Origin of the sequence: Paenibacillus sp. lzh-N1 (assembly GCF_002872435.1) — a bacterium.
Taxonomy (GTDB): domain Bacteria; phylum Bacillota; class Bacilli; order Paenibacillales; family Paenibacillaceae; genus Paenibacillus; species Paenibacillus polymyxa_C.
In genome coordinates this window covers 2,694,574-2,720,759 of record NZ_CP025696.1, presented here as the reverse complement: position 1 = coordinate 2,720,759, position 26,186 = coordinate 2,694,574, and the positions used below count along the sequence as shown (strand labels likewise).

The window sequence follows — 26,186 nt, the reverse complement described above, 5'->3', positions numbered from 1 at the left end:
CTCTCCAATTCCTAAATAGGTTTTGCCTGTATCGCTCTCAATTAAGTGTCAATTTATATTACCCATTTTTTTTGATTACGAATACAACCACACACGCATTAATGATAAAAGCTGTTCGGTTTGAATCGGTTTTTTTACATAATCGGAGGCGCCTGCCTCAATACACTTGGAGCGATCATCCTTCATCGCCTTGGCTGTCAGGGCAATAATAGGCAACTTCTCGAATTGCGGCATTAATCGAATCCGTCGCATTGCTTCATATCCATCCATTTCCGGCATCATCATATCCATCAGCACCAGATCAAAATCAGGCGTCTGTTCGAGCATTTCCAGAGCTTCCCTTCCATTTTCCGCAAAGGTAACCTCCATACGATAGCTTTCCAGCACACTGGACAAAGCAAATACATTACGAATATCATCGTCTACCAACAATATTTTTTTGCCTTCAAACAGCTCTTCCTTGTTATAAAGCTTTTGCAGAATTTTACGTTTGTCCTCAGGAAGATTGGCCTCCACCCGATGCAGGAACAACGTAGTCTCATCCAAAAGTCGTTCCGGCGATTTGACATCCTTAATAATAATAGACTCTGCATATTTTCGAAGTTGTGTTTCTTCCTTACTATCCAGATCTTTGCCTGTATAAATAATGATCGGCAGATCGGTGAGCTGCTCATTTTCCCGAATGCGGTCGAGCAAATCAAAGCCTGTCATGTCACTGAGCATCAGATCCAGTACCATGCAGTCATACCGCTGGGTGGCCAGCTCGTTTAGTGCTTCTTTACCTGTCGAGACCGCCGTAATGGCCACATCATCATGGTCGATGAGCTCAATAATGGACTTGCGCTGATTATCGTCATCCTCGACCACAAGGAGGCGTTTTACCATTTGGTCCGTATACGATTTTATGTGTGAAAATGCCTTATCCAGACTCTCCTTCGAAGAAGGCTTTTTGAGATAGGCAATCGCGCCCATCATCAAGCCCTGCTTCACATCATCAATGACCGAAATCACATGTACTGGAATATGACGTGTCGATGAGTTTCCTTTCAGCTCGCCCAAAATGGACCAGCCATCCATCACAGGTAACTGAATATCTAATATAATAGCGTCCGGCAGATAAGAATGAGCCATGTTCAGCCCATCGTCTCCCTTGAGAGCGATCAGCGCCTTAAAGCCTCGGCTATGGGCCATGTCATACAAAATATTAGCAAAATTAATATCATCCTCAATAATCAGCAACACTTTATCCTGCGGGGTAATCTCGTTTCGGTCATCACCCGGATGTATGTCCTCTACTCCGCTCTTCGCAGGCATCTGATATACAGGTAAGCGTTCAGCAGGCATAATCATTGGAAGATCTGCTTCCGCTGAAGCAACGACACCCTCATAATCCGGATGTACATCTGTACTGTCAAACGCCTCTCTCGAATGAGAATCCATATTCTTTTCGGTAGGCGTTTGTTCCGGCAAATACAGTGTGAAGCAACTGCCCTGTCCCTGCTCGGACTCGACTGTAATGGCACCGCCCAACAATTTGGAAAGCTCACGGCTGATCGACAGCCCCAGCCCTGTTCCCCCGTATTTCCGGCTAGTCGTACCGTCTACCTGCTGAAAGGCTTCGAAAATCAGATCTGTTTTGTCTGAAGCAATTCCGATGCCTGTATCACGTACAGATAGAGCCAGATAGGATTTTCGTGAATCTAACATATCTGGAAGCTGCTCTCCGTTTGCCCGAGATACCTTGAAACGAATAGAGCCTTCGGTGGTGAACTTGAACGCATTGGACAGCAAGTTACGTAAAATTTGTTTGAGACGATAACCGTCACTAATAATGGCATCTGGCAAGTTCTCTTCAATTTCGGTATGCAGTTGAAGCTCACGTTTGGCTGCGACCGGAGCAAAATTCTGTTCAACAAACAGCTCCAGCTCCTCCAAATGGACCGTTTCATGATTAATATCCATTTTTCCAGCATCCACTTTGGATAAATCCAGAATTTCATCAATCATTTTCAACAAATCCGCGCCTGACATATAAATGGTTTGTGCATATTCCACCTGTTTGGGCTTGAGATTGCCTTCCTTGTTCTCAGACAGTAGCTGAGAAAGAATGAGCAAGCTATTTAGCGGAGTACGCAGTTCATGCGACATATTGGCCAAAAACTCGGATTTGTATTTGCTTGTGATCCCAAGCTGCATCGCCTGTTGCTCCAACTGGGCTCGTGCACGTTCGATCTCATCGTTCTTTTCTTCCACTTCTCGAACCTGTTCTTCCAGTGCTCTCGTTTTGGCAATCAGTTCAGTATTAAAATGCTCCAATTCTTCCTGCTGACGCTGTAATAATTCCTCGGAACGCTTAAGCTCCTCTGTTTGCTGCTCCAAATTCTCGTTGGAACGCTTGAGTTCTTCTTGCTGAGTTTGCAGCTCTTCAGACTGGCATTGCAATTCCTCGGTAAGTGCTTGTGATTCGCGCAGCAATTGCTCAACCCGCATCCGTCCCCTGATGTTATTCAAAATGATCCCCAAGCTCTCCATTAGCTGAGCAAACAGCTTCGTTTCCAGATCACTGAAGCGATCCAGTGACGCTATTTCTACGGCACCAATGCATTCATCCTCGAACAAAATAGGGAAAATCATAATTCCCACAGGCTTACTTTCTCCTAAGGCGGAGCCAATGGACAAGTATCCTTCAGGCGCCTCTGTAACCAAGATCGGCTTACGATCCAGAACACACTGTCCAAGCAAACCTTCGCCCACTTGGATAACGTCTCTGATCGAGCCTTCGCCAGTCACCTTTGCATAGGAGCCATACAACTTGAATCGGTGGTCTTCTACATCTTTTCCTTGCAGGTAGATGGCTCCGTAACTGCCTCCCAGGATGGGCGTAAACTCACTAATGAACATCTGAGCAACCTGCTCCAGTGAATTCACACCACGAAACAGCTCAGTTAACCGAGCAGTATTGGCATTAAGCCAGGTTTGATCCTTCTGCGTTTGAAGGACGGAATGCTCGAATTTCCTTTTTTCATCTAGGTCGCCAGCCAATTGTTGAAACACACGAGCAACCTCTCCGATTTCATCTTTGGAGGCCACACTCATCCGGCTGATAGCCCTGTACTTTCCCTTGCCAAAGCCGCTCATCATGAGGTTAACAGTATTTAGACCTTTGGCAATGCTCGGGAGCACCCACAAAATAACCAGTAAGCCCATGATCAGACCAGCAGCCATCAGGATTGTGGTAATCTGCACAGATTCCTCATAGGCCCGATTGGCTTGCTTCATATCGTTATCAATTTCCCGATCCTGAAAAACGGCAAGGGTATTAATGCTGTTCATTGCCTCCTCTTGAGCAGGCAGTCCAGTGCTATTACGGAAAGCATTAGCTTCCTCAATACGATCTTGCCCCAATAAGGAAATGAGTCTCTCTTCGTAGTTTATGAAGTCTTTCCATGCAGCAGCCACCCGGTCAATCTGCTGTTGCTCTTCACTGGTTCCGGAATCCGTTTGCAGACTAGCCATCACTTTAGTACCCGCAGCGGAAAGATCATCGAGCTCGCGTTTGGCCTCGCCGACAGAGGAGCCTGGATTCAAGATTAGATTGGCCATCACTTTAGCCATATCGTTCACCTGTCCGCGTATAGCTGTTGTTTTCCGGACCTTCACATATCGTTCTTGATAAACCTGGTTCAGCTGTTCATTCAGGCTCCCCATCCGGTCATAGCTGATTAGCGTCAGCACAAGGAGGATCGCCATAAGCGATCCAAAGCCAATCAGCAGCTTATTTCTGATTTTCATGCAAGCTCTCTCCCTCTTTCAGCGAAATCCAGATCAGGCACTTATCATCATCGCGATCCTGCGGTCCCCCGTCATTACGAAAAAATGCATCCAGCATCGCTTCTTCATTCCATTCCTCATACTTACGCAGACAGGCAGTCAGATAATCCAATTGTTCCTCATATTCACCTTCTACCGCCTCCAGCAAGCCATCTGTATACAAAGCGATATGCCCAGTTCCTTCGTAATAAATCGTGTGCATCTCTGCATCAATTTTATCAAACAATCCGACCGGGCTACACGCACGGTCTAATTTGGTTATACTGCCATCCTGATTGAACAGCAAGCCAGGAGGATGCCCTGCATTTACATAGTCAATTCGCCGTGAACGAGTATCAATCACCATATAAATCGCCGTAAAATAATACTGTACCAGTTGCTTGCCCAAATCCAGTTGATTAAAACGACGATTCAGCTCTTGTATGACCTTCTCCGGCTCCACAAACGTGGTCACCGTATCCTTGAGTACAGACGCAATGAACATGCAAAACAGAGAAGAAGAAATGCCATGGCCCATCATATCGAGCAAAATGATGGCATATCTCCCTTCCCCTAGCGGATACCATGAATATAAATCCCCCGCCAGTTCAAAGGAAGGCTGGTACAGTGCATTCGCTTGCAGCATCGGGTCCTGAATGGCAGGACTCAGCACCGCCTGCTGCACCATCGCAGCCAGCTTCAATTCATCCTGGATTCGCTGATCCCGGTCCTTATGCCAGTCCTTTTCCTGCTTGAGACGCAAGGCAGAACGAATACGAGCCATTAGCTCTACCTTGTTAATCGGCTTCGTGACATAATCGACGGCTCCCACATCCAAGGCTTCGGCCAATTTTTTAGAATCGCCTACAGCGGTAACCATAATAATCGGAATATCTTTTAAATGTTCATATTCCTGCACAATACTGCAAGCCTCAATGCCGTCCATTTCAGGCATCATCATATCCAGCAGCACCAAATCAATATCCGAAGGACGGGGCCGGAGACTAATGGTACGGTCGCCGATTCCCAGATGCTCCAGCATTTCTGCGGCCGAGCTGGCAGAGATTACATCGCGATAATTTTCTTTTTTTAGTATTTCACGAATAATAATGACATTCGTTGGATTATCGTCAACAATTAGAATTCTCATTGCTCTCTCCTTATCTGTAACCCATGTATTATACTATACCTGCTTAGGGGGCAACACCCTTGTTGATTGGAAATAGCGTTTCCGTAAGCAGGCGTTCCAAAAACATAGATAAGGAATGAGGCTGAAGCCCCATTCCTTATCTATGTTTTTGGAGGACCCGCGAAACACTTGTGCTGCGGCCAAGATCCTCTTTTTCAAATCTAAGCTTGTTTGATCCTATGATGAGCTGGAAATATCACGCTTTTTTCGCAATAACCAGCACTTTACCCTGATCTAATTCTTTTTCATAAAAATCTGCTTCCGTATCTGTAAAACCCAAGGAAGTGATTTTGGCACGGAGCTCATCGCCACGGGAACGGAACAAATTCGCTAATGAGTCGAAAACGCCTTCTTCCTTAATCCCGATTTCCTTGGCAGCCACCGTATCGGCGATACGATCCGTCCGATCCTGATCATGAGCGAGCACGAACACATCCTCATAACGATAGCCCGTGTTACGCAACTCATTCACAGCTTCAACGGCTTGTACACCGTTCTCTACCACCTTGGCATAAGATTTATGATTGGTCTGATTCATGTTTCTCACGCTCCTTTAAGGATTGACTTCTCTGACTATTACACTTCATTCATCCATTTGAAACTTCCATATAATGTAACGCCTCAAAAAAAATCAATTACCACTCCGTTTCATCAAAAAACTCAACATACTTCGGCTTATCAGACGTCTTATCCGTAAACACTTTGATCGCACGCTGCCCGCGTACATATACTTCTCCGTCTTCTGCCGTAAATTGCGAGCCGCCTAGCGCCTGATCCAGCGTTTTCCGTTGCAGTGGCAGCCACTTATCATTCACTTTGATTCGACCGGCAGCAGGATCTACATGCACATAAGAGACGACGTCATCACGCATACCTACCACGACATCCGGATATTGATATTCTGTAGAAAGCAGCAGCTTATCCTTCTTGACTCGAAGTGGCTTGCCCAGTTTTTTTAATACATCCGCACGAGTATCATCCAGAGATATGCCATTTAAGGTATGGAAATCAGTTGGCACAGCATGTGGAGCAGTTATCGTCTGAACAGCCCTTACCATATGCCCCGCTGTCTGCGGGGAGACGGTTTGCTGAACCGTATCCTGTCCGGAAAAGGGAGTGAGCAAACCAGCGGCTAGTAATAATGTCTTCATCATAATTCTCACCCTTTCAATGAATTTCCTATAGTTTACGGTTCAGCACTATACTACTGACGCATTTTCTGCCACACCCCAGCAGCGATGTCTACATAACCCAGCCAGTTCTTAGCCGACTTGCTCGCAGGTTCCCCATAAGTGGCATTGTAGCTCTGAACCGTCCGCTCTGTTGCAGTCAAAGGTCTGTTCAATCCCGTTGACTTGATCGCCTTCTCCGTTCCGGAAGTACTGCTCGCAGTGCTACGCGACTTCTGAAGCCGTGTCATTAACGCTGTTGAAGCCTGCTTAGCGGCCAGCGTCACTTCACTAAGTACCTCCCCCAGGTTTTTAACCGACTCCATCACAGGTTCCACTTGCTTCAATTTATGATCAACGTCTGCGGTGATGTCATTTGCATGTCGAACCGTTTGTTTTACTTCATAACTCAGTTCATCGACTGTCTTTTGTACTTCCTGCAAGGTTTGAGTCACCTTATCCAGAGAACCTTGGGCTGCTTTCAAAGTCTTAATAAGGTAAATAACGAGAACGGCAAATGCGATAGCAATAATAAAAATGCTGACCTGTGTTAACATAGCGTAACCTCTCTTTCGTCTTTCACGATGATGTTTATGATTACTGCATAGTTACCCTCTACATTCGGACACGAAACAACGTCCAGACTGGTAGCTTCTTGTGCTCCAAACGTTATGATTCACAGGCCCTTGCACCGTTTAAAACACCATATAATGATGGCACAGCCACGCTTAATCTGTAGAAGTCACCGTCATCTGCTACCACGCTCGATCAGGGCGCGAGTATGCCACATTATATACAATCAAAGGAGGATACAGAACATGCTGAAATGGTCGGCTTTATTCTTAGTTTTTGCTGTGATCGCCGGGATTTTAGGTTTTTTTGGTATCGTCGTCTCCGTAGCCGCTACAATCGCCAAAATGTTATTTGTGCTATTTTTGGTGTTATTCGTTATTTCACTCTTTACCGGAAGAAAACGAGCCTCATAGGCATTGGATGATTGCTACGCCCAAAAGTGTTATGTATCATATGCTTATCAAAAAAGGATGTTCCCACCCTGGTCAACAGAGTTGTGGAACATCCTTTTTTGATGCAACTTTTAACAGTGAACGGCGTTTTTATTGGATCACGCTGCCTCCAAACAGGAAACGATCCTGCCAAGGCTTGCTGAAATCCGTAACTTTTACACCACCGGCCGCTACAGAAAACGTATGGAGAAGCTTGTTGTCTCCCAAGTATACAGCTACATGCGTAATCGTTTGGGAGGAATTATCCAAGGACGTGTACGCCCCTGAAGATGCATTATAATTTGTAAAAAAGAGCAGATCACCACGCTTCAGTGTAGTCATATCCGTATTCGGCTGACTGTTCTGCTTGATCCATTCGCCCTGTGAACGAGAATCTGCCGGAAGCTGGATACCTACAGCCTGACGGAAAATTTGGCGAGTAAATGCCGAGCAATCAAAAGTAGCCGTACTGTTGCGATCAGAACCATATTCATATGGTGTTCCGAGATACGTCATACCTGTGTCAATAACCTGTTCGATTGCAGCCGCTGCATCACCAGAAGACAAGCTAACCGTCGATACAGGAGAGGCTACCGCAGGTAGAGCAGTAGTATCTGAAGCTGGTGCAGCCGCAGAAGCTACTGCCTGCTGGACAACTACGCCCTCACCAATACGAATATATTGTGGAGATGAGCTGACATAGCCTACTGTACCGTCAGCAGTGGTGACCTTGAACCAATACGCGTTGCTTGAATCGGTAATCGTAACGACATCCCCTGTGTTCATATAGCCCAGAACCTCGGAAGAAGTGGATGCCTCCGCCCGCAAACGAACGGACGTTTGAATCGTAGCTTTCGTTTGACCGGCAGAACTATTCACTGAAGCCGAAGCCTCTTTAGTTGAAACATTTTTAACTGAAGCTGAAACAGTTTTAGCTGACTCTGAGGCTTCCGTTTTACGGCTGACAGGCGACGTGGCAGCAGCAGCGACGATGGTAGCGCCAACTTTTATGTACTTGTCAGAGCTGCTTGTGTAGCCGGTTACTCCATCAGAAGTCTTGACCTTATACCAATAGTTGTTTGTTTTCTCCAATACCGTTACGGCCTCTCCCTGCTTCATAAAGCTGACTACATCGCCCGTAGTGGAAGGGCCAGATCTAAGCTTTACAGCCGCCTGGATAACCGCCTTCTGGCCTGCGGATGCTGTAGTCGATGCCGCTGCGTCAACCTGACCCGGCGCCACATGAATTGCTGCCAACAGCGCGGCTGACGTCATGAGCATTCCCATCACGCGTCTTCTCAATGTTGCACCTCCTGGCTGTTTTTACGAATTTGAAGAGCATAATTCCGACGAATATAGCCGGACATGCCTTCATTATAGTAAAAGCAGCAGGAAGAGAGATATAATCCAAACGTCACAAAAGATAGCGTGTACACCATTTTAGGTATAGGTCTAAAGTCACTTTTTATACTAATTATTTAATAATTAATCTATAATTTAGGTTCTACATGGACATGAACGTGCATCGTATTATGAACCTCTTGTAGACGTTCCTCAATCCGGTCGCTGATCCGATGTCCTTCGATCAAACTGAGCTGCGGATTGACCTCAATGACCACATCCACCAGCGCATGGTTACCGTGTACCCGTGCCTTAACGTCACGAATTCCCTCTACTCCAGGTATAAGAGCAATCGTACTCCGTAAGTCGGACAGTTCTTGCTCATCAAATCCATCAGTCAAGCTATGTGTGGAATCCCTAAAAATCTCCCACGCTGTTTTACAAATGATGAACCCTACCACAATCGCCGCAACAGTATCCAACCACGGCAGCCCAAACTGTGCCCCGATAATGCCCACTGCTGCTCCAACACTGACAAGTGCATCCGATAGATTATCCTTGGCCGCCGCCAGCAACGCCTTGTTGTTGATTTGCCGAGCCAGCCTGTTATTGTACAGGTACACTCCCAACATAATCACTGCACAAATCACAGCCACACCCGCAGAGGTAATATCCGGTGTTTGCTTTCCTCCCTTAAAAATGCTTCCGATTCCGTCAATCAGCACCTGCAAACCAACGACAGCCATAATAAAGGACGCCAGCAACGCCGCGATCGTTTCGGCCCGAAAATGTCCATAGGTATGGTCGGAATCTGGTGGTTTCTGGGAGATTCTTAGACCGATTAATACAGCAACCGACACCACAATATCGGTGACATTGTTGAATCCATCGGCCAGCAACGCGCTAGAAGCAAATATATATCCGCTAATCAGCTTTAAGGCGGACAGCAAGAGATAAGCAGCAATACTCACCCACGCCCCTCGCTCACCTTTTCGTATTTCATCATAGACATTTACCACAACCGAGGACACTCCTTCAAATAGATAGTTTGCAGCATAGAGACCTGCCCAGAAATAAAAATAGCAGCATAGCTGCCGTCGTACCATTCTTTAAAATAAGCAGCACAGCTGCCCTCACACTACTCCTCAAACAAGCAGCAAAGCTGCTACTAAAAATAACAATTTCCCTTTGGATAACTGTTATTTTCAGGATAACAGACGTACTTTGTGTGGGTCTAGAGAAACAGTCTTTCCGCTCTACATCGCTGTAGGAACAACGAAAAAGTATTGCCAGGCACCATCCCTGTAGGTTACACAAAACAATTTTTCCTTTATGCAAAAAACAGACATTTTCCCTCCTGCCTTACTCCAGCGATGTGTTATCATTGTTGCCCTTGTCCCTTCTTTTAAAAACGTATAAAATGAGGACACAGCCGCGTTTTTCTTCAATCCAGCATGATTGACTTGAATCTGGCGGCAACAGGAGGAATTTATTCATGAGCGATGCTAACGAACCACGTAAAATTAATCTCGCAGATGCCATTCGGGAAAAGCTGGCACAAAAAAAACAGCAGTCCGGCGCTTCACAGCAGGGCGGCTTTCAAGGCGGTTCCACCAAAACACTGAAAAGCCAAAATACGAAGAAGCCGAACAACCAACGCCGTCGTACAGGCGGATCATAAGCCACCCCATAGGCTATATAGGGTACCGAAGAGCAGGCAAGATCTATCTTACCTCATTCTCGGAACCGATTAAGCTAAGGGCATGGCACAAAACGAAAAAAGAGGAGTCTCCCGGCCATATCAATGGCCTGATGGAGCTCCTCTTTCGTTTATCTATTTGCTGAAATTAGCAGTTCGGATGTTAGCCGATTTCTACCGGGTACATGCGTTCACGTAATTTAGCGATTTCTTCATTTTCCAAGTATTCATCATAGCTCATCGTACGGTCGATTACGCCGTTTGGTGTAATTTCCACGATGCGATTCGCAATGGTTTGAATGAACTGATGGTCATGAGAAGTGAACAAAATAGTCCCGTCAAAGTCGATCAGACCATTGTTCAGCGCTGTGATGGACTCCAGATCCAAGTGGTTGGTCGGTTCTTCCAGAAGCAGTACGTTAGCACCGTTCAACATCATTTTCGCCAGCATACAGCGAACCTTTTCTCCCCCGGACAGTACACTTGCTTTCTTAAGCGCTTCTTCGCCTGAGAAAAGCATACGTCCCAAGAAGCCGCGCAGGAACGTTTCATCCTGATCCTTGGAATATTGACGCAACCAGTCCACAAGGTTCAGATCCACACCTTCAAAATAAGTGGAGTTATCTTTCGGGAAATACGCTTGGCTCGTTGTAATCCCCCAGGAAAATTCACCTTTATCCGCTTCCAGTTCGTTCATCAAGATCTGGAAGAGCGTCGTTTTAGGCAGACCGTTTGGACCTACAAAAGCAATTTTATCGCCTTTGTTCACAACCAGACTGAACTCGTTAAGCACTTGCTCGCCTTCCACGGTTTTGCTGACACTATCTACAGTCAGCAATTGTTTGCCCGCTTCACGCTCAGGCTTGAAGTTAATGAACGGATATTTACGGTTCGATGGACGGATGTCGTCCAGCGTAATTTTATCCAGTTGCTTTTTACGCGAAGTCGCCTGTTTGGACTTGGAAGCATTCGCAGAAAAGCGCTGAATAAAGGCTTGCAGTTCTTTGATTTTTTCTTCTTTCTTCTTGTTCGCATCGCGAGCCAGTGTAAGCGCAAGCTGGCTGGATTCGTACCAGAAGTCATAATTGCCGACATACATCTGGATTTTACCAAAATCAATATCCGCAATATGCGTACATACCTTGTTCAGGAAGTGACGGTCATGGGATACAACGATGACGGTGCCTTCATAGTCCATCAGGAAGTTCTCCAGCCACTGAATGGATTCGAGGTCCAAATGGTTGGTAGGCTCATCAAGCAGCAAATTGTTCGGACGACCAAACAACGCTTGTGCCAACAGAACGCGCACTTTGTCGTTGCCGCTCATCTCAGCCATTTTTTTGTCATGCAGATCGCGTGGAATACCGAGACCGATCAGCAATGCAGCCGCATCCGGCTCGGCATCCCAACCGTTCAGCTCTGCAAATTCGCCTTCCAATTCACCAGCACGCAAACCGTCTGCTTCGGAAAACTCCGCTTTAGCGTACAGTGCATCCTTTTCTTTCATGATTTCATACAGACGCGTATGACCCATAATAACGGTTTCCAGAACCGGAAATTCATCGTATTCATAATGGTTCTGCTTGAGGACAGCCATCCGTTCGCCCGGTGTCATGTGAACCTCACCTGAATTGGCTTCGATTTCACCGGAAAGAATTTTCAAAAAGGTGGACTTACCCGCGCCATTCGCCCCAATCAGGCCGTAGCAGTTCCCAGGAGTAAATTTGATATTTACGTCTTCAAAAAGTGGGCGTTTACCATAACGAAGCGTTACGCCGCTTGTACTGATCATATAAGCATACCATCCTTATCATTAGTAAAGTGCTAAACACAAAATTACCGACGGCAATAGTATAACACACAAAAGATCGGATTCGAACCGTAGTCTAAGCAGAACTGTCTCTGAATCTCATCCAATATTTTATAAATAAAATAAAAAAATGCTTCTGTCTTCACGATTGTCACCTGACAAACACCTCGACCAGAACCATTTTTATGTTTTAAATTCAATGAGATAACTCAAGGACAGATACCTTACACTCTCTCTGTACTTGTAAATGTTCGGAAGCTCCGACGCCTATCGGAATAAGATACATCCCCGCCTCCTCGTCCTGTCTTATGACTACCTTCACACCATAGACTGCCTGAATCAGTTCGGATGTAACGACCTCTTTAGGCGGACCATTCGCTATTATGCGTCCTTCCTTCATAGCGATCATCACGTCGCTATACCGAATAGCCTGATTAATATCATGCAGGACCATCACGATGGTCAGTCCGTGCTCCCGATTGAGCTGCCGAATAAGCTCCAAAATCTCAAGCTGGTAATACATATCCAGATAGGTGGTCGGCTCATCCAAAAATAAAATCGGCGTTCGCTGTGCCAAGGCCATCGCAATCCACACACGCTGCCGTTCTCCTCCTGAGAGCTGATCCAGTGTATGTGTTCTGCGTTCCTCCAGATTGGTGCAGGCTATAGCCCATTCGACTGCTTCCTCGTCCTCGTCTCGGCTGGTTGTGAACATGCTCTTATGAGGCAGTCTTCCGAAGCTGACAAGTTTTTCTACTGTCAGGTCGGAGGGAGCTTCGTTCTGCTGATGAACTACCGCTAATTGACGGGCCAGCTCCTTGGGCTTGTAGTGGGCTATCTCCTTGCCGTCCAGAATCACCTGGCCCATGCGAGGAACAGCATTGTTGGACATCACGCTGAGCAGTGTCGATTTGCCACATCCATTGGGGCCAATAATCGTAGTAATTCGTCCCCGCTCAATAACAGCATTGATCGCATGTAAACGGTCTGTTTTCCGATCATAGGAGAAGGTTATATCTTTAATGTCCATAGGTGCGATCCGCCTTTCTGATCAGGAATATTAGGAACGGTCCGCCAATGACTGCCATAATAATAGAGGCTGGAATTTCATTGGGAGCAAGCACCGTTCGCCCCAGTGTATCCGCAAGCAACAGCAGCAAACCGCCGCATAAGGCAGAGAACGGAATCAGCCACTTATGATCCGAACCAACCAGGTAGCGGGCACAATGCGGAACGAGCAGGCCGATAAAAGCAATCACCCCTGCGATAGCTGTAGCAGTTGCTGCAAGCAGCACTGCAATCACAGAAATCAAAAGTCGTGCGCGCGTCACGTTAAGACCCAAATTTTTAGCCGTTTTATCTTGAAGTGACAAGAAATTACACCAGGAGAAGACGAGCATGGCTAAAATTAGCCCAATCCCGCCATAGGTCACAATTACCTCAACATCTACCCATTTTTTCATAGACAAGGTTGAGGTGGTGACCTGATTAATGCTGGTGACCGCATAACTGCCCCGATAGTTAAACGACTGACCTAGGCCGGAAAAGATGGCGTTTACTGCCACCCCAATCAGAATAAGGCGAATGGGATGCAAGCCGGATTTCCATGAAAATCCGTAGACCATTAGACAGGCCAACGCACCGCCAATAAATGAAAAGAACGGCATCCAGAAATAGAGCGCAGGAAAGATGGTCACCGCGATCAGCGAGACCAAGGCCGCTCCCGAAGAAATGCCGATCACGCCAGAATCCGCCAGGGGGTTTTTCATGACAGCTTGCAGCAAAACACCCGCCACCGCAAGTGCTGCTCCCGCCATCACAGCTACGATAATTCTCGGTAGTCTGAGGTCCTTGACCACATTCACCTGATCATCTGTACCTGTCCACAATCCGGTCACCAACTGGCTCAAATTCACCTTGAGGCTGCCTGTCATCGCTGAATACAGCATGACAGCGACGAGTAAGACAATTACAACAATAAGGCTCCATAATTTTTTGGACATGTCATCAGCTTCCTTTAATTCGAAGGATACAGCATTTTCATCAGCTCATCCAGCGCAGAGCTTGCCGCTAAATTCCCTGTGGTGCCAAACAACGGTTCAGGCAGGTCATAAACATGCCCTTTTTTCACAGCGTTGAAATGCTTCCAGATATCGTTAGTTTTGAACTCTTCATCGAACATTTTTACGACCTCATCCGGCATCCCGTGTGCAGCACGCAAAATGATATCGGGGTTGGATTGCTGCAAGGCTTCGGTATTATGGGCTATGAACTCCACTTTCTCGCCTTGAACTACATTTGTTCCGCCTGCAATTTTAACCAGATCTCCAATATAGGAATGTTCGGTAGCCACCAGATAGCTTCCCGGAACACCCAGTAGAATTAGTACTTTAGGAGACTTCTTGCCTTTGATGTTTTGCTGAATCTCAGCAACTTTGGCATCCAAGGCCCCATTAATCTCTTTCGCCTTTTCAGCTTTATCAAATCGGTCTCCCAGCTTTTGAATTTCCTTTTGCATATTCGCAAGGCTTTCAAAATTCAAAAATTCAGCATTGATGTTCAGATCCTTAAACTTGGGCTCCAAATCATATTTGAGTGTGGTCACCGACAGTACATCTGTAGGTTTCAAGGACATTACTTTTTCCATATCAGGACTCATCGGATTTCCCACATCAGGGACATCCTTGTAACGATCAGGCAATACTTTGGTGCTTGTCGGCTTGCCAGCCAAATCCAAGCCCAGCGCATCCGTAATTTCAGAAATGGCTACTGTAGTCGCCACAATACGTGGAGTTGCTGTTTTATCATTAGACGACTTTCCGGTTGCATCTGATGCTGCCGTTGAAGTCGAACCATCGCTAGGGTTCTGTCCAGCCTGTGCTCCCCCGGAGCATCCGGCCAGCAATAAGATCATAATGCCGATTAACATATAGAAAACAAACGATTTCTTTTGAGTCAAAGCTGCATACTGTTTCATGAAAATCCAATCACCTCAATTCAAAATATAGAGCAACAGCGTAGTCCCAATTTTTTCAGGTATGTAAATGCTGACAAGTCTTGATGCCGGGGCACCAAGACTTGCTCGCATACAAGCTTTGCTGTTATTCAGGCTTTATTGATGTCATAACCTGAGGTTATTTCACCTTTAGGCTTGCTTTATCAAATTGGAACTGAACCGTATACCAGTGATCATATGGTACTCCGCCAAGGACCAAACCAGGCACAATGACGTGTGTGTAAGCACTGATTTTCTGGGACAAGTCCCCTACCTCAAATTGGACGATACGTGTATCACCGGATGTGGAGATCACTTCCACATCTTTTAGGGTACCGTTTTGCTCCACTTGTAGAGTTGGCATCCAAGAGCTGTTTTTCAAAGAGACTTGGATATAACGCTTGTCTCCCTTTTCAATCAATGTGGCTGGTTTATCGAGATAACCATCCATAACGGACGCTTCATTCGTTTTGTCTTTAAATACGTTGTAATTGATTGTGTATTGCTTCTCGGAAGCCGTTTGAACTGGTTGCTCAACTGCTGGTTTTGCTTCAGCTACCGGTGTGGTCGTTTCTGCTGCTTTGTCCGTAGAAGCTGCTGTCGGTTCAGTAGGGGTTGCAGTTGTAGCTGCATTAACTCCCTCACCTTTGAGTGACGCACGGTCAAATTGAATCTGTCCGCCGAATTTCTCATTAAAAATGTACTTCTCAGGCAGATATACCTGTGTGTACACACTCAGCTTTTTATCCAGATCAGGTACTTCGAAGGCAATTGTGTGTGTATCCCCTTTTGTGTCGGAAGCCACAATCGTTGGATTAGCATAACGGCCCTCAAAGTCCGTTTGGAATAATTTCAAAGCCTGATTGTCCGTTACGGTTACATGGGCCTGGACCTTACCATTTTTCACAATCAACTTCGCCAGACTCTGTACAAATGGAGCCACCAAAGAATCCTTGTCCGTTCCGTTTGCAAGCACACGGAAGTTCGCAGTGTACTCTCCATCGGCTAAGTTATTTTTCCCCTGTTCTACTTTGTCTGCTTTGGTTTCGTTGTGATAAGATACATTACTGGTATCGAATTTAAATTCAAAATCATATACCTTTTCTACTCGATCCTCCGCCTTGAAAACCATCGGCGCGCTACTTGCCACTTTAGGAGCTTCGTAGACAACCAGTTGACCTTTTACGTTGTTCTTAAAGTCACTCACACTGAAACGAACGTCCTTCGTATTACTTGCTGCATCTTCCCGGGTCACTTCTGCATCCTGATAACCTCCACTTGCGTTATCCCAAATGCGCAGCGCCTTAACTTCATTACTGTTTTGCAGCTTCAGACCTACAAACCGTTTGTCGCCTTCCACGACCAATTGCGCTGGTTCATTAGTGATGAAGCGTTGAGCCGGAGAATCAGATCCTGTGACACCATTTGGCAGCACAATGCTGAATTTCAATGCATATTTACCATTGGCAAGCTTGTCGAAATCCAATTTAACGATAGGATCAGCTGCCCCTGAAGAAGTAGGCTCCACAAAGCTGCGAATGGTGGCAGGCTCGAATTGGAACTGCACATCATATACGTGGTCGTAAGGGATGCCACCCAAATCCAATCCAGGTACGATGACATGCGTGTTCACTGTAACTTTATCTGAAAGATTAGGCACTTCAAATTGTACTGTTCTTGTGTCTGCAGAGGTGGACTGTTCAACCACCTGAGCTTCAGAACCATTTACTTTAAACGTTTTAATCCAGCTGCTCTTGTCCATTTTAATTTGAATGATATTTTTACCAGACTGTTTTAACAGTGTAGCTGGCTTTTGCATATACCCATCCATCACAGATATTTCATTGCTTCCGTTTTTGAGTACGGAGAAATCAATGCTGTATCTGCCATTTTCAACTGGGGTTGTGGTTCCGTTATCCGGTCCCTTAGCTGTAATGCTGCTGCGGTCAAATTGAAGACGAAGCTTATGATTCATCTCATAAACCCCACCTGGATAGGTGGTGCTCACATGGACCTGTGCATTCAGAATAGCGTCCAAATCGGCTACTTTGAATTTCACAACACGTGTATTAGCATTCTTGTCCTCACTTACGATATCTGCATCTGCCAACGTTCCGTTTTGTTCTGTTTTAAACTCTGTCACGGTGGTGCTGTCTTTGATGGTAAAGGAGGCTTCATACTTGCCTTTTGATACCGTCAGCGTGGCCGGAGATAATAAATATTGCGCCATGGCCGATTTTTGATCTTTGGTTGCGTGCAGCGCATCGAAATTGATCGAATACGTTCCATCAGCTAAATTCTTTCCGGGCGTGCCTGGTGTGCCTGGCGTCCCAGGATCAACCGGGGTTGGAGCATTCGTAATGCTGTTTTTATCAAATTGAAGACGAAGCTTATGATCCATCTCATAAACCCCACCTGGATAGGTGGTGCTCACATGCACTTGTGCATTCAAAATTGCATCCAAATCGGCTACTTTGAATTTCACAACACGCGTATTGGCTGTCTTATCCTCACTTACAATATCTGCATCCGTAAGTGTCCCGTTTTGCTCTGTTTTGAATTCTGTTACAGTAGTGCTGTCTTTAATGGTGAAAGAAACTTCTTTTTGTCCCTTCAATACCGTCAAAGTCGCTGGAGACAACAGATATTGTGCCATGGTTGATGGCTGATCTTTGGTTGCGTGCAGGGTGTTAAAGTTAATAGAATACGTTCCATCCGCCAAGCTAGGTGATGTGGGCACAGATGCCAATTGAAGATCTACATTATAAGTATGCACGTAGCCCAGCTCAGGCCAGTTGATGCTTACCCATGCGCTTAACTTAGCAGGTATTTCTTTAACCTCGAATTCAATAACTCGTGTATTTGCAGTTTTGTCTTCACTTACTGTAGCAACATTAGTTAATACTCCGTTTTGCTCTACCTTAAAGCCGTCAATTTGCGTACTGTTTTTCAAGGTAAAACGGACATACTTCTTGCCATTACGTTCAATCAAGGTGCCTGGTTTCTCTGTATACCCATCCATCATAGACTTTTCATTCGTTCCATCCTTCAAAAGAGTGAAGTCCAGATTGGATTTTGTTTCCGGAGAGGTTCCATTTTCTGTGATACTATTTTTATCGAACTGAAGACGAAGTTTATGATCCATCTCATAAACCCCACCTGGATAAGTCGTACTCACATGTACCTGTGCATTCAAAATCGCGTCCAAATCGGCTACTTTGAATTTCACAACACGCGTATTGACTGTCTTGTCCTCACTTACAATATCTGCATCCGTAAGTGTCCCGTTTTGCTCTGTTTTGAATTCTGTTACAGTAGTGCTGTCTTTAATGGTGAAAGAAACTTCTTTTTGTCCTTTCGCTACTGTCAAAGTCGCTGGAGACAACAGATATTGCGCCATGGCTGATGGCTGATCTTTAGTTGCGTGCAGGGTATTAAAGTTAATAGCGTACGTTCCATCCGCCAAAGTTGTTGGTACAGGTACAGAAGACAGCTGAAGATCTACATTATAAGTATGCACGTAGCTAAGCTCAGGCCAGTTGATGCTCACCCATGCGTTCAGCTTGGCTGGCAGTTCTTTTACTTCAAACTCGATAACTCGTGTATTCGCATTTTGATCTTCACTTACAATAGAGGTATCGGTTAACACTCCATTTTGCTCTACTTTGAAGCCATCAATTTGCTTGCTATTCTTTAATGTAAACCGGGCATATTGTTTACCTCCACGCTCTATTAGTGAGCCTGGTTTCTCTGTATACCCATCCATCATAGACTTTTCATCTGTTCCATCTTTCAAGAGGGTAAAGTCCAAATCAGCTAATTTTTCTCCTGTGCTAGGAGGCGTTACCGGCGGTGTCACTGGTGGAACGGTTGGATTCTCCGTTGAGTTTTTAAGTCTCAAACTGGAAGGATCAAACTCAATCCATTCCTTCACTGAACGGTCTGGATCGGTATCTACATACCATGGAGAACTGCTGTTAAATCCAAACTCTGTATTTACATTTTGATGAAAATCATAAACATCGAAGCTAACAGTTCCCGAAGCTTTTCCGGAATCTACTTCTATTTTGGCGGGAACTGTTTCCCCGTTTTGTTCTACTAAAAATTTCGAAAGTCCTTGAGCCTCCGCAAATTTAAATGAAAAATGGTATTTTCCATCTTTAATGATCAAGTCTCCAGGATAGGTATAGTTTGTTTTAAAACTCGAGTCCTTGGTGCTTCCGCTGATTGTCTTTCGTAAAGGCTTATAATCAATCAGGTATTCTCCATCTGCATAAGTCGCTTCAGTAGTAGTTATAGCATGGGTAGGCTCAACATATGGACCGGGCAGTTCTACCGGATACTCATAAGTAGCATACGTAGCACTAGTCACTGTAGTGCTTGAGTCAGGCAAATTCGACGAAGTGGATTCATCCTCGGGTGTTGCTCCTGCGTATGGTGAAAATAAAGAAAACAACATTAGAATAGCAGCGAATGTCGTAATATATTTGTTAAATCGGCTTTTCAAGGTGATATATCCCCCTACTTAAAATATACTCATTTGGAGCTCTGGAACTGAGCTCCAAATGAGTATTCAATTCAAAATCATATTTTCAAAAAGAAACCCTTAGATATCGCTGTCGTCGAATTGGAACTGAACAACATAGTCGTGATCGTAAGGAATACCGCCAGTGTATTCTTTAGGTACGCTTACATGCAGTTTGACATTCAATTTTTGAGACGAGCTAGTTACCGGGAATTCAACTATTCTTGTATCGCCGGATGTGCTGACCACAGTCGCATTCACATACTGACCGTTTTGTTGAGTTTTAAATTCAGTAACCCAAGCACTTTTGGTAATAGCTACACGCACTTTGTATTGACCATTCGTAACAATCAGTGTAGCTGGTTTTTTCACATAACCATTGGTATCCATGTAAGATGGCTGAGTGGTTCCATCCTTAAAAACGGTATAAGGCAATTGATACGTTCCATTAGGCAAAGCCGCGTTCGCTTGATTAGCTGAGAATGGGGCTAGTACCACAAAAACAAGCGCAGCCATCAATACAGTGAGCATTACTTTTTTCAGAGACAACTTCTCCATACGATTCATAATCATGTTCATGTTTTCAATCTCCTTTTACGTTTTATTTTGGATTAGATTTCGTCGAATTGCAGTTGTACATCGTACTTGCCTGTGTAGTTAACTACTGGGATTGTGATTTCAGCGTAAGCATTTACTTTTGCATTCAGGTCAGCTACTTCGAATTCCACTACACGAGTGTTGTTCGCGGTATTTGTGCTGACTACAGTCGCATCTTGCAGTACGCCATTTTGCTCTACTTTGAACGCTGTAATCAGATTGCTGCTTTTCACAGTCAGACGAACGACATTTTTGCCATTGGCTACCGTAACCTGAGCAGGCTTTGTCAGATAGCTGTCTAATCGAGAAGTTTCATTGGTTTGATCCTTCAGAACGGTATAATCTACGTTATAAGTGCCGTCGGCTGCTGCTGCTTTAGCAGAGAGTGGAGCCATCAGTGCAAAAACAAGTGCTGTCATGATCAATGCTACGAATACCTTCTTGAAAGAAAATTGCTCAAAGCGATTCATTACCATATTCATATCTACACACACTCCTTCATTTTTTATGCTTGAATTTATGTTGATTTTATGAACGATAAAGATAGCCTGAATTTACTTTTTGGAAGATTTGGCTGATTTCGCTGACTGGACGGCTGCAACTTTTTTGATGCTTTTGGAATCAAAAGCGAAGCGGATCGTATAGTCATGATCGTAATTGTATGCAGGGACAGTAACATGAATTTTAGAGATCAACGGGCTGTTGATACTCGCAATTGGAAATTGCACGGTGCGAGTATCGGTTTTGGCATCCTTTTGGATGACTTTGGTATCGATGATTTTGCCTTTATAATCCACTTTAAACCCGGTTGTCCATTCGCTATGATTCAGCTTAATTTGCATGGTCATTTGACTTTTCTTTACATACAACTTAGCTGGTTTTTCAAAATAATCATTAGCCATGGACACTGAATCATTTTCTGCCTTGAGAATATTGTATTTGAGCGTGTATGTACCATCCGCCAATTTTGGAGAAGCCGCAGCGGCTCCTACAGATGACGAAGTTGGCCAAAAGCTCAGCACACTCACCAGCAGAAACACAGCAATAATTGCAGAATACCCCTTCTTCATTTTGACAGCAGTCCCTCCCCACGAGAATAAACTAATTGATTATCATTCTCAATTAATAATTTAAAAAAAATAGCTCTTTTCGAGCTTGTCTCCCCACCTCTCTATTCCATAATTTCGCAAAATCAAGTAAACCCATCACCAATATATCTTACACTTTTCGAAAATGTCAATATGTATTTGTGTGTACGTAATCCCTTGATATATGCTATTTTTTAATAAAAATTTGTAGTTCCTTCTTCTATAATTCGAATGACTCTCTTTTATTTTTAGTTCAAAATTTATTTTAAAATTTACTTTTTTCAATTGACAATCCTCAGTGATATTCATTATCATTCTCTTATACATAAATGAAAATGATTATCATTATTGTTTAACTTGAAAATTGCAGGAGGAATAACATGAAATCTTATGTGTTGTGGTCATCCGCAGCGCTTTTATTGGCAGTTACCGGATGTAGTAATGGTACCTCGACCGCAGATCACAAACCAGTCAGTGCTTCCGTATCTACCACTTCAAGCACGACAAGCGGCGCGACGATTCAAGTTACTGATTTCTCAAAACGGACGTTGGCGTTTCAAAAGGTCCCTCAACATATCGTTGCGCTCAGTAATGGCGATCTAGATATTATTTACGCATTGGGCGGGACAGCCGTGGGGAGGCCCAACTCCAATGGACCTTCCGTCGTACCTGCTGCTGAAAACGTTCAGCAAATAGGTTCCACTCATGAAGTAGATCTGGAGAAAATTACGATGCTCAAACCGGATGTCGTACTAGGCAACTATCCTATGAATGAAAAAGACATCCCAGCCATTGAAGGAGTCGGTTCACAGCTGCTGCTGACTGGGGCTAATTCAGTTCAGGATATCCAGTCACAAATTACGCTGTACGGACAATTACTGCAAAAGCAGGACGGGGCCGTAAAGCTGAACCAACAAATTGACCAACAAGTAGCCAAGCTGCAAAAAGAAACAGCCTCTACCTCCAAACCGAAGGTGTTGCTGGTTTACGGAGCCCCGGCCACGTACATGGCAGCGCTGCCGAATTCTCTAGGCGGAAACATTTTGGAAGTTGCAGGTGGTTCCAATATCGCCGCTGATTTTCCGGGCCTGCAAAATTTCCCGCAATATGCGCAGTTGAACACAGAACGCATCGTACAGGCTGACCCTGACTACATTTTCATCATGACCCATGGTAATACGGAAGAGGTTAAAGCCGCATTTATAAAAGAAATGCAGGAAAATGCAGCTTGGAACGGAATCCGGGCAGTCCAAAACAGCCAGGTCGAGGTTTTACCTTCAGATTTGTTCGGGACAAATCCAGGGACACGGGTCACTAAAGCGCTGGATTTGATGCACCAAAAGCTGTATCCGGCGAAATAGGCGATGGCGATGAACAAACTACAGCGCGCCAGAAGACGCACCATCGCCTGGATTATCCTTCCGATCTTATTGCTAGCCGTCTCTGTGTACGGTCTGGCCTACGGTTCGGTTTCGATTCCACTTCAAGAAATCAATCAGGTTTTGCTACATAATGATGAATCCACATATCGCACGATCCTAATGGATCTCCGACTCCCCAGAGTATTGGTAGGTTTATTGGTAGGCGCTTGTCTCGCAGCTTCAGGAGCACTTCTTCAAGGCGTCATGAAAAATCCATTGGCTGACCCAGGCATTATTGGTGTATCGGCTGGAGGTGGACTTGCTGCCGTTATTACGATGGTGATGCTTCCACAGCTTAGTTACCTTCTTCCGGTAACCGCCTTTTTGGGAGCCTTTCTGAGTGCGATCGTCATTTACCTACTGGCTTGGGACCGAGGGGCTTCCCCTGTCAAAATTGTGCTGGCTGGCGTTGCGATCAACGCGTTGTTGGGCGCGCTCACCAACGGCGTGATGGTCATGTACAGCGACCGCGTACAGGCAGTACTTCCTTGGCTATCTGGCGGGTTAAATGGACGCAGCTGGCATCATCTGGAGTTCATGGCTCCTTACGCTATCATTGGCTTAATCGCCTCTTTGTTTGCGATTAAGCCTGCGAATTTGCTGCTGCTGGGCGACGATTCAGCACAGCTGCTAGGCCAGCGGGTAGAGCTTCAACGGATGCTCATTATCTTGCTCTCTGCCCTGCTCGCCGGCACGGCGGTCAGTGTAGCCGGGCTGATCGGGTTCGTAGGACTGGTCGTTCCCCATGTTATAAGGCTACTCATCGGGGAAGATTATCGTTTCCTCCTCCCCCTTTCCATTGTGGGCGGTGGGACACTGGTTGTCCTAGCGGATACAGTCGCACGCTCTTGGTTTGACCCGATTGAGCTGCCTGTCGGTATTTTGCTGGCCGTCATTGGGGCACCGTTCTTCTTAATCCTGCTCAAGAAACGGGGGAATTTCGGATGACAGCCATTCAGGGTGAACATCTCTCCTTACAACGCGGATATTTCCAGTTGGACGATGTGAACATTACCTTGCCCGCTGGCCAGCTCACCGCCATTGTCGGTCCCAACGGCTCAGGCAAGTCTACTCTTTTGCGGATTTTGACCCGGCTGCTCAAGCAGGATCAGGGCAAGGTTTCTATACTGGGCAAGCCCGTGGAGGAATACAAGCGGCGTGATTTGGCTCAGACGATTACAATGCTGCCGCAAATGAAGGATATTTTGCCGTTATTAACGGTTCGTGAGCTGGTCGCTTATGGAAGATCTCCTCATGCCAAGGGCTTGAGGACACGACCTACCAGACAAGATCAGCAAATTATCGACCATGTCATGGGAATCACGGGCATCCAGCCCTATGCAGATCGGATGTTCCATACTCTATCGGGAGGTGAACAACAAAAAGCGCGAATTGCAATGGCCTTGGCCCAACAAACGGGTATTCTTTTGCTCGATGAACCGACCACTTTTCTGGATATCGCCCACCAATTTGAAGTTATGGATATGCTGCGGCGTATTAATCACGAGTCCGGCTTGACGATTGTTATGGTACTGCATGATTTGCAGCAAGCTGCGGCCTATTGTCATCATATGATTGCGCTTAAAAGGGGACGAATCGCCGTTGCTGGCGAACCCCGTCAGATTTTGACGTCTGCTTTTCTTCGCGACATTTATGAAATGAACGCTACCATCAAATTTGAGGATGGCTATCCGGTTATTATACCGACCATACCACATCATTCAGGAGGAATTTAATATGGTTATCGTTACAAACACATCTAAAATCACACCAGGTAATGCCCATTTGCTCATCGAAAGATTTAACAAAGAAGGACAGGTTGAAAAGATGGAAGGCTTCCTCGGTCTGGAAGTGCTGCTAACGGAAAACACGAAGGATTATGAGGAAGTAACGATTAGCACACGCTGGAAGGAAAAAGAGAACTTCCAAGGCTGGACGAAAAGTGAAGCGTTCCGCGAATCCCACAATCACCGTCAAATTCCAGACTATATTATTGAAAATAAAATCACGTTCTATGAGGTTAAAATCGTTCGTCACCCCATTGCGAACAATGACTCCTCTTTGGCGAGTGAGATCGAAGCCGTTTAATTCTGAACGGTAGCATAGAACTAAAAAAAGCGGCTCGGCAGACAATATTAATTGTCCGCTGGGCCGCTTATTGGATTTTTGCAAAATCCTCTTATATACGTATTTTATTGAATCCCTCAGATTCTGGTTGAGCAACGGCGCCCAATTTTCAGCGTCTCTCCGTGCCCCAGTACATGGATGCGTTCCTTTGCAATCCCCAAGCGCTCTCGCTCTACTTCGAGACGATCCAGCGCCTCTCTCGGCGTATCGTCCGCCAGCTTAAAGGCTCCATAATGCATCGGGATCATCTGATCTGCGCCGCAATCCACAAAGCCCTGCAACGCCTCTTCAGGTGTCACATGCTGTGAGGTCATGAACCATTCCGGTTCATACGCGCCAATCGGCATAAAGGTCAGATCAATGGCAAAGCGCTCGCCAATCTCTTTAAACCCACGGAAATATCCGGTATCTCCCACAAAATACAACGTAGGTGCCTCCGTTGAATCGGATTCTGCATGAGCATCTGAGCCTGCAACAGACGTGGCAGAACCAATCACCTGCTGCTCACTTTGCAGAACGTATCCACCCCAATGCGAAGTATTGGTATCAAACGGCGTACGCCGTGTCCAGTGCTGTGCCGGAACAAATGTAATCCGCACCCCGCCTACCGTAAAATGCTCCCACCATTGCAGCTCATGGCAGTTGCGAAAGCCTTTGCGGATCATTTTCGACTTTAACCCCGAGGGTACGAGCATCAATGTGTCTGCACGATATAACTTCCGCAACGATGCCAAATGTAAATGATCATAATGCGAATGTGATAGCAGAATGATATCCAGCGGTGGCACATCCTGAATGCGAATGCCGGGTGGAGCCAGCCTTTTATCAAAAGCCATACGCTCTGCCCACACCGGATCAGTGACAATATTCAGCCCAAGGTACTGAATAAAAAAGGTGGAATGGCCCACCCATGTCGCCGTCGCCATTTCCCGATTATGATGCAGAAACTCCAGCTCCGGGGGATGGTTTGGCACAACGAACGTATAATCCTTTATTTTGCTGCGTCGCTCCTGCCGCCATTGTCTGAATTGCTTGATGGTTTTATCGGTATTTACATGATCCATATTGTTAAAACGCACTTTAGGCATGATGCAGCCCCCTCCCTGACAGACCCGTTCTCCAAAAACACAACGGTTCAATTTAACTATATATTGTCACTCAAATGTGAACATGAAATGATGCAACATCCTGATATATGTAAAGTATAATTCAATCACATCTGTAAAGGAAATTCAGCGATAATATAGCAAAACAGACCTCCCGGGTCTATCAGAAGGCCTGCTCCACATGTTATTGTCAGTCCTGTGGGTTTTTAAAGCGTGCCGAATAAATAAACAAAAACACAATCGCCACCACGATAATGATCGGCGACTCATACATGATCGTAAAATGCTCGAAAGCAACCACTCTA

General features: G+C 45.5%; 23 protein-coding genes. 6 read left to right on the top strand and 17 right to left on the bottom strand.

The genetic code is table 11. The features are described from left to right. Positions 1 to 75 precede the first annotated feature (75 nt). From C0638_RS12210 to C0638_RS12190, 5 genes are all read right to left on the bottom strand, one after another. A complete protein-coding gene (locus C0638_RS12210) occupies positions 76 to 3,792 on the bottom strand; it encodes a response regulator (protein WP_102163512.1) in 3,717 nt (1,238 codons plus the stop codon). Then, positions 3,776 to 4,960 carry a PP2C family protein-serine/threonine phosphatase gene (locus C0638_RS12205; RefSeq protein WP_058712409.1) on the bottom strand — a complete coding sequence of 395 codons (1,185 nt, stop codon included), beginning with the start codon at positions 4,958 to 4,960 and terminating at the stop codon, positions 3,776 to 3,778. The genes C0638_RS12210 and C0638_RS12205 overlap by 17 nt, the downstream gene beginning before the upstream one ends. A 235-nt stretch (positions 4,961 to 5,195) precedes the next feature. Then, entirely contained in the window at positions 5,196 to 5,537 is a 342-nt protein-coding gene (locus C0638_RS12200; protein WP_013373048.1) for a YflT domain-containing protein, read from the bottom strand. Between the two features lie 97 nt (positions 5,538 to 5,634). After that, positions 5,635 to 6,153, bottom strand: a complete 519-nt coding sequence (locus C0638_RS12195) for a hypothetical protein (RefSeq protein WP_058712538.1) — start codon at positions 6,151 to 6,153, stop codon at positions 5,635 to 5,637. Between the two features lie 50 nt (positions 6,154 to 6,203). Further along, a complete protein-coding gene (locus tag C0638_RS12190) occupies positions 6,204 to 6,725 on the bottom strand; it encodes a DUF948 domain-containing protein (protein ID WP_058712537.1) in 522 nt (173 codons plus the stop codon). Between the two features lie 261 nt (positions 6,726 to 6,986). Here C0638_RS12190 and C0638_RS12185 point away from each other — a divergent pair, with 261 nt between their 5' ends. Continuing rightward, positions 6,987 to 7,154, top strand: a complete 168-nt coding sequence (locus C0638_RS12185) for a DUF1328 domain-containing protein (RefSeq protein WP_013373051.1) — start codon at positions 6,987 to 6,989, stop codon at positions 7,152 to 7,154. A gap of 129 nt (positions 7,155 to 7,283) precedes the next feature. Here C0638_RS12185 and C0638_RS12180 read toward each other — a convergent pair whose 3' ends face one another. Beyond that, positions 7,284 to 8,474 carry a C40 family peptidase gene (locus C0638_RS12180; RefSeq protein WP_102163510.1) on the bottom strand — a complete coding sequence of 397 codons (1,191 nt, stop codon included), beginning with the start codon at positions 8,472 to 8,474 and terminating at the stop codon, positions 7,284 to 7,286. Positions 8,475 to 8,662: 188 nt separating this feature from the next. After that, positions 8,663 to 9,532 carry a cation diffusion facilitator family transporter gene (locus C0638_RS12175; protein WP_058712539.1) on the bottom strand — a complete coding sequence of 290 codons (870 nt, stop codon included), beginning with the start codon at positions 9,530 to 9,532 and terminating at the stop codon, positions 8,663 to 8,665. A gap of 476 nt (positions 9,533 to 10,008) precedes the next feature. Between C0638_RS12175 and C0638_RS12170 the strand changes: the two genes are divergently transcribed. Then, positions 10,009 to 10,194, top strand: a complete 186-nt coding sequence (locus C0638_RS12170) for a hypothetical protein (RefSeq protein ID WP_007432127.1) — start codon at positions 10,009 to 10,011, stop codon at positions 10,192 to 10,194. A 181-nt stretch (positions 10,195 to 10,375) separates the two neighbouring features. Here C0638_RS12170 and C0638_RS12165 read toward each other — a convergent pair whose 3' ends face one another. The 8 genes from C0638_RS12165 to isdC form a co-directional block, all read right to left on the bottom strand. Then, positions 10,376 to 12,004 (bottom strand): ABC-F family ATP-binding cassette domain-containing protein, encoded by a 1,629-nt coding sequence (locus tag C0638_RS12165; protein WP_013373057.1) that lies wholly within the window; start codon positions 12,002 to 12,004, stop codon positions 10,376 to 10,378. A 214-nt stretch (positions 12,005 to 12,218) separates the two neighbouring features. After that, positions 12,219 to 13,052, bottom strand: a complete 834-nt coding sequence (locus C0638_RS12160) for an ABC transporter ATP-binding protein (protein WP_058712535.1) — start codon at positions 13,050 to 13,052, stop codon at positions 12,219 to 12,221. Then, positions 13,042 to 14,025 carry a FecCD family ABC transporter permease gene (locus C0638_RS12155; RefSeq protein ID WP_013373059.1) on the bottom strand — a complete coding sequence of 328 codons (984 nt, stop codon included), beginning with the start codon at positions 14,023 to 14,025 and terminating at the stop codon, positions 13,042 to 13,044. Before C0638_RS12155 ends, C0638_RS12160 begins: the two co-directional genes overlap by 11 nt. A gap of 14 nt (positions 14,026 to 14,039) precedes the next feature. Next, complete coding sequence (isdE, locus tag C0638_RS12150; RefSeq protein WP_058712534.1) at positions 14,040 to 14,999, bottom strand: heme ABC transporter substrate-binding protein IsdE; 960 nt, start codon at positions 14,997 to 14,999, stop codon at positions 14,040 to 14,042. Positions 15,000 to 15,156: 157 nt separating this feature from the next. Further along, entirely contained in the window at positions 15,157 to 19,524 is a 4,368-nt protein-coding gene (locus tag C0638_RS12145) for an NEAT domain-containing protein (protein WP_058712533.1), read from the bottom strand. 99 nt (positions 19,525 to 19,623) lie between these two features. After that, a complete protein-coding gene (locus tag C0638_RS12140; protein WP_013373062.1) occupies positions 19,624 to 20,121 on the bottom strand; it encodes an NEAT domain-containing protein in 498 nt (165 codons plus the stop codon). Between the two features lie 32 nt (positions 20,122 to 20,153). Continuing rightward, positions 20,154 to 20,621 carry an NEAT domain-containing protein gene (locus C0638_RS12135; protein WP_013373063.1) on the bottom strand — a complete coding sequence of 156 codons (468 nt, stop codon included), beginning with the start codon at positions 20,619 to 20,621 and terminating at the stop codon, positions 20,154 to 20,156. A 72-nt stretch (positions 20,622 to 20,693) separates the two neighbouring features. Then, positions 20,694 to 21,209, bottom strand: coding sequence for a heme uptake protein IsdC (gene isdC / locus C0638_RS12130; RefSeq protein WP_058712532.1), 516 nt, complete (start codon positions 21,207 to 21,209; stop codon positions 20,694 to 20,696). Between the two features lie 398 nt (positions 21,210 to 21,607). On the opposite strand from isdC, the gene C0638_RS12120 reads away from it, so the two are divergent. Genes C0638_RS12120 through isdG form a run of 4 tightly spaced genes read left to right on the top strand, consistent with a single transcriptional unit; the run spans position 21,608 to position 24,736 of the window. Further along, a complete protein-coding gene (locus C0638_RS12120) occupies positions 21,608 to 22,588 on the top strand; it encodes an ABC transporter substrate-binding protein (RefSeq protein WP_013373065.1) in 981 nt (326 codons plus the stop codon). A 9-nt stretch (positions 22,589 to 22,597) separates the two neighbouring features. After that, entirely contained in the window at positions 22,598 to 23,596 is a 999-nt protein-coding gene (locus tag C0638_RS12115) for a FecCD family ABC transporter permease (RefSeq protein ID WP_173364590.1), read from the top strand. After that, on the top strand, positions 23,593 to 24,384 hold the full coding sequence (locus C0638_RS12110) for an ABC transporter ATP-binding protein (protein ID WP_013373067.1): 792 nt from the start codon (positions 23,593 to 23,595) through the stop codon (positions 24,382 to 24,384). Before C0638_RS12115 ends, C0638_RS12110 begins: the two co-directional genes overlap by 4 nt. A gap of 1 nt (position 24,385) precedes the next feature. After that, positions 24,386 to 24,736, top strand: a complete 351-nt coding sequence (isdG, locus tag C0638_RS12105) for a heme oxygenase (protein ID WP_025674837.1) — start codon at positions 24,386 to 24,388, stop codon at positions 24,734 to 24,736. Between the two features lie 116 nt (positions 24,737 to 24,852). On the opposite strand, the gene C0638_RS12100 is transcribed toward isdG, so the two are convergent. Next, the gene (locus tag C0638_RS12100) at positions 24,853 to 25,863 is read right to left on the bottom strand and encodes an MBL fold metallo-hydrolase (RefSeq protein ID WP_025674835.1); all 1,011 of its coding nucleotides are present in this window, start codon (positions 25,861 to 25,863) and stop codon (positions 24,853 to 24,855) included. Between the two features lie 208 nt (positions 25,864 to 26,071). Further along, a complete protein-coding gene (gene cydS / locus C0638_RS26165; protein ID WP_014278118.1) occupies positions 26,072 to 26,182 on the bottom strand; it encodes a cytochrome bd oxidase small subunit CydS family protein in 111 nt (36 codons plus the stop codon). Between the last annotated feature and the right edge of the window lie 4 nt (positions 26,183 to 26,186).

Coding starts and splice junctions, on each gene's coding strand:
- C0638_RS12110 (WP_013373067.1), top strand. CDS start 23,593: ATGACAGCCATTCAGGGTGAACATCTCTCCTTACAACGCGGATATTTC.
- C0638_RS12170 (WP_007432127.1), top strand. CDS start 10,009: ATGAGCGATGCTAACGAACCACGTAAAATTAATCTCGCAGATGCCATT.
- C0638_RS12155 (WP_013373059.1), bottom strand. CDS start 14,025: ATGTCCAAAAAATTATGGAGCCTTATTGTTGTAATTGTCTTACTCGTC.
- C0638_RS12210 (WP_102163512.1), bottom strand. CDS start 3,792: ATGAAAATCAGAAATAAGCTGCTGATTGGCTTTGGATCGCTTATGGCG.
- C0638_RS12100 (WP_025674835.1), bottom strand. CDS start 25,863: ATGCCTAAAGTGCGTTTTAACAATATGGATCATGTAAATACCGATAAA.
- C0638_RS12205 (WP_058712409.1), bottom strand. CDS start 4,960: ATGAGAATTCTAATTGTTGACGATAATCCAACGAATGTCATTATTATT.
- C0638_RS12165 (WP_013373057.1), bottom strand. CDS start 12,004: ATGATCAGTACAAGCGGCGTAACGCTTCGTTATGGTAAACGCCCACTT.
- C0638_RS12135 (WP_013373063.1), bottom strand. CDS start 20,621: ATGAATATGGTAATGAATCGCTTTGAGCAATTTTCTTTCAAGAAGGTA.
- isdE (WP_058712534.1), bottom strand. CDS start 14,999: ATGAAACAGTATGCAGCTTTGACTCAAAAGAAATCGTTTGTTTTCTAT.
- isdG (WP_025674837.1), top strand. CDS start 24,386: ATGGTTATCGTTACAAACACATCTAAAATCACACCAGGTAATGCCCAT.
- C0638_RS12120 (WP_013373065.1), top strand. CDS start 21,608: ATGAAATCTTATGTGTTGTGGTCATCCGCAGCGCTTTTATTGGCAGTT.
- C0638_RS12185 (WP_013373051.1), top strand. CDS start 6,987: ATGCTGAAATGGTCGGCTTTATTCTTAGTTTTTGCTGTGATCGCCGGG.
- isdC (WP_058712532.1), bottom strand. CDS start 21,209: ATGAAGAAGGGGTATTCTGCAATTATTGCTGTGTTTCTGCTGGTGAGT.
- C0638_RS12195 (WP_058712538.1), bottom strand. CDS start 6,153: ATGATGAAGACATTATTACTAGCCGCTGGTTTGCTCACTCCCTTTTCC.
- C0638_RS12115 (WP_173364590.1), top strand. CDS start 22,598: ATGAACAAACTACAGCGCGCCAGAAGACGCACCATCGCCTGGATTATC.
- C0638_RS12190 (WP_058712537.1), bottom strand. CDS start 6,725: ATGTTAACACAGGTCAGCATTTTTATTATTGCTATCGCATTTGCCGTT.
- C0638_RS12200 (WP_013373048.1), bottom strand. CDS start 5,537: ATGAATCAGACCAATCATAAATCTTATGCCAAGGTGGTAGAGAACGGT.
- C0638_RS12140 (WP_013373062.1), bottom strand. CDS start 20,121: ATGAACATGATTATGAATCGTATGGAGAAGTTGTCTCTGAAAAAAGTA.
- C0638_RS12160 (WP_058712535.1), bottom strand. CDS start 13,052: ATGGACATTAAAGATATAACCTTCTCCTATGATCGGAAAACAGACCGT.